This is a genomic window from Cryobacterium sp. TMT1-2-1 (assembly GCF_004403955.1).
GTDB classification, from domain to species: Bacteria; Actinomycetota; Actinomycetes; order Actinomycetales; family Microbacteriaceae; genus Cryobacterium; species Cryobacterium psychrotolerans.
The window spans coordinates 1-3,772 of record NZ_SOHC01000056.1; the positions used below are offsets into that span (position 1 = coordinate 1).

Sequence of the window (3,772 nt, forward strand, 5' to 3'; positions counted from 1 at the left end):
CTTGCCCCGCCGCCGGTCCGCCAGCAGGCTCGGCAGCCAGCCAGCCAGGCGAGCCGACAGAGGGCCCGGCACCTGCTCCGCCGGCCGGCGCCCCCGCGGGCTCCGAGCCCACCCGCCTGTCGCCGCTCGCTTCGCCGCTCGGTTCCTCGTTCGCCCCGGCGCCGGTCTCCGCCAGGATCACGTAGGTCAAGCCGTCCAGCGTGCAGCGCAGGCCCGAACGGCGGATGCTCCGCCGCAGCCGCGCCGCCGCCCCGGCCGGCGCCATCGCGGCAATCCGGTCGGCCAGCTCGGCGTTGCCCAGGAGCTCGACCTGCCCGCCGCGCACGGCCAGGAGCCGCACCCGTTCCGCGAGCGCGGGGATGCCCAGTTCGTCGGCCGCGAGGCGAGCGGCATCCGCGTATCCGTGCAGGATCAGGGATGCCGCGGTGCCGCCCAGGACCGCGTCGGCCCGGCGCCGGTCCCAGTGCTGCTGCGCGGTGACCGAGAGGAGCATGCAGCCGGTCAGCATGAGTTGCCGATCCGCCGCGCGCAGCGCCCGCCCGGCTCCGACCGCGAGGAATCCCGCCGTTTTCTCGTCGGCGATGATCGAGTATTCGACGACGTCAGTCCCGTGCAGGGGGAACGTCGCCGAGGAGTGCGTGCCGGCCAGGCCGAGCCGCGCGGTCTCCTCGCGCAGCTGCGGCAGCAGGCGGGCCTCGGCCAGGGGCCAGATCGTCTCGGCGGTCCCGTCGGCGGGCACATAGGCGGCCCAGCCGCCCAGGGCTTCGGCCAGGGCCTTGACGACCGAGGCGACCGCCCCCGGGCGCGTGGCCGCGCGGGCGAGCGAGGTCTGCCGGCTCAGACTCGCGGTGAGATCGGCCTGCTCCGCCTTGCCGACGAGGTCCCAATAGGCCCGCGACACGTGCATGAACGGGGTTCGTTCCGGAACGATGAGCAGGGGCAGCCCGGCCTCGCGGCAGGCGGCATCCAGTTCGGCCGGGACCTCGTCGGTCCCCGCGCCGAGCCCCAGGCCGAGCGCGGCAACGCCCCGGTCAACGAGGCGCTGCACGTACCGGCCGGCCCCGTCGGCGCCGCCCGAAAACGGGATGCCGGTGGTCAGCAGCAGCTCCCCGCCACCGAGGTACGGGGTCGGATCGTCGAGCTCGGAGATGTGCACGCCGGCCAGTCCCTGCCGGGTCACATGGCCGCCGTCGTGCGGCAGGAGATCCGATCCGAGCTGTTCGCACAGCCGGGCGAGGCTGATCCGCACCATAGTCATCCTGTTCAGATCGAGAGGCCGGGGCAATGACTGGATAGTCTATCTCCGCGGGGGTGCGGTTGTGGATAGTCCGTACGATGTCGCGGAGGGTGGCCTCGCCTACATTGAAGCCATGGAATCAATGCCGCTTGCCCAGACTCGCCTGCTCCGCACCGCGATCCCGGGCCCCAGGTCCACGACCCTGCACGCCGAGCGCGTGCAGCACGTCTCGAGCGGATTCGGAGTCGCCCTGCCGGTGTTCATCGACCGGGCGGAGGGCGGCATCCTGCAGGATGTCGACGGCAACCGCATCATCGACTTCGCCTCGGGCATCGCGGTGACCAGCGTCGGGGCGAGTAACCCGCTCGTGCAGGCCCGGGTGCGTGACCAGCTGGCCCGGTTCACCCACACCTGCTTCATGGTGACGGAGTACGACTCGTTCACCGCGGTCTGCGAGTGGCTGAACACGCACACCCCCGGCGACTTCGAGAAGCGCACCGCGCTGTTCTCCACCGGCGCCGAGGCCGTGGAGAACGCCATCAAGATCGCCCGGGCCGCCACCGGGCGGGAGAAGATCCTCGTCTTCGACGACGCCTACCACGGGCGTTCGCTGCTGACCATGGCGATGACCGCCAAGGAAAACCCGTACAAGACCAGCTTCGGGCCCTTCCCCGGCGAGGTACACCGGGCGCCGATGGCGGCGCCGCTGCGCTGGCCGGGCGGAGCGGAGAACGCCACCGTCGAAGCGCTCGCCGGGGTCGAGGCGGTCCTGGCCGCGCAGGGAGCGGACACCTTCGCCGCCATGGTGATCGAGCCGATCCAGGGCGAAGGTGGCTTCATCGTGCCCGCCCCCGGCTTCCTGGCCGGGCTCCGCGACATCGCCGCCCGCCACGGAATCGTCTTCGTGCTCGACGAGATCCAGGCCGGAATGGGCCGAACCGGCCGGATGTTCGCCAGCGAGTACGAGGGAGTGGCCGGCGACCTCGTCGTCACCGGCAAGGCCCTCGGCGGAGGCCTGCCGCTCACCGCCGTGACCGGCCGGGTGGAGCTGATGAACGCCGTGCACGCGGGCGGCCTCGGCGGCACCTACGCCGGCAACCCGCTCGCCTGCGCCGCCGCACTCGGCGTCTTCGAGGCGTTCGAAACCGGCGACCTGCTCGCCGGGGCGCTCCGCATCGAGGACACGGTGCGCCGGGTGCTCGAACCGCTCGTGACCGAGGACTTGCCGATCGTCGAATTCCGCGGCCGCGGCGCCATGCTCGCGATCGAATTCGCCGACGCCGCGACGCTCGAGCCGCGGCCGTTGCTCGCCGCGGCGGTCGCCGCGCGCTGCCACGCCCGGGGCGTGCTCGTGCTTGTCTGCGGAACGTACGGCAACGTCATCCGACTGCTTCCCCCGCTCGTGATCGGCCAGGAACTGCTCGAAGACGGGCTCGCGGTGCTCCGCGAGGCCGTCGAGTCGGTGTACGCCGACTCCACTGCCGGATCGACTGCCGACTCGACTGCCGGATCGGCCGTCGGCGCGGCGGCGGTCCGCGCGTGAGCGCCCCGACCACGATGAACGCCGACCCGAGCCACGACCCGCGCACGGGCGAGCAGCGCGGAAGCGTGCCGCACACGTCCCCGGAACGGGTCTCCGACATCCTGAGGCGGGCGCAGAGCGCGGCGGATCGCGTCGCCGAGACCAGCCCGGCGACGCGCCTCGGCTGGCTCACCGCCGTCGCCGAGGCCCTCACGGCACACGACGAGGAACTCGTCGGGATCGCCCGCGAGGAAACCGGCCTCGGCCTGGACCGCCTGCGCGGCGAACTCGCCAAGTGCGCGGCCAGCACGCTCTTCTACGGCACGGTCGCGGCCGAGGGCAGCTACCTCCAGGCCGGCACCGAGGGGATCGGCGGCGACTCCACCTTGTCCCGCTGGAACATCCCGGTCGGCCCGGTCGCTGTGTTCGGGGCGAGCAACTTCCCCTTCGGCTTCGGCGTGATCGGCCACGACGTGGCCTCGGCCCTCGCCGCCGGCTGCCCGGTGATCGTCAAGGCCCACCCGGCGCACCCGCGCCTGAGCGTGCGCCTGGCCGAACTCGTCACCTGCGCGCTCGCCGCGGCCGGCGCCCCGCCGGGCAGCTACGCCCTCGTCGTGGGCTTCGACGCCGGGCTGCAGCTCGTCGACGCCGCCGAGGTCACCGCGGTCGCCTTCACCGGCAGCCAGGGCGGCGGCATGGCCCTGGTCGAACGGGCCGCCGCCCGCGGAGTGCCGGTCTTCGCCGAAATGGGCACAGTCAACCCGGTCTTCGTGACCCCGGATGCCGCGGCGCGCGGCCAGGAGATCGCCGCCGGCTTCGTAGGGTCGTTCACCCTCGGGGCCGGACAGTTCTGCACCAAGCCCGGGCTGCTCTTCGCCCCCGCCGGCGCCGGCATCTTCGACGCCGTGCTCGCGGAGCTGGCGCAGGTCGAAGCCGCCCCCCTGCTCACGGCCGGGATCGCCTCCGGCTACCGCGCCGGGGTGGCGCGGCTCGCCGAGGCGGCGGCCGCCGCG

Annotated in this window: 3 protein-coding genes; 2 read left to right on the plus strand and 1 reads right to left on the minus strand. The window is 73.4% G+C overall.

The features are described 5' to 3' along the window. The coding region (locus E3T33_RS09750) for a PucR family transcriptional regulator ligand-binding domain-containing protein (RefSeq protein ID WP_166784458.1) at positions 1 to 1,252 on the minus strand (1,252 nt) is incomplete at its 3' end. Between the two features lie 118 nt (positions 1,253 to 1,370). On the opposite strand from E3T33_RS09750, the gene E3T33_RS09755 reads away from it, so the two are divergent. Beyond that, positions 1,371 to 2,780, plus strand: coding sequence for an aminotransferase class III-fold pyridoxal phosphate-dependent enzyme (locus E3T33_RS09755; protein WP_134575226.1), 1,410 nt, complete (start codon positions 1,371 to 1,373; stop codon positions 2,778 to 2,780). Continuing rightward, a partial coding sequence (locus E3T33_RS09760) for an aldehyde dehydrogenase family protein (RefSeq protein WP_198417264.1) occupies positions 2,777 to 3,772 on the plus strand: 996 nt, incomplete at its 3' end. The genes E3T33_RS09755 and E3T33_RS09760, both read left to right, overlap by 4 nt.

Excerpts from the sequence above, each read along its gene's own strand:
- E3T33_RS09755 (WP_134575226.1), top strand. The coding sequence starts at position 1,371 with ATGGAATCAATGCCGCTTGCCCAGACTCGCCTGCTCCGCACCGCGATC.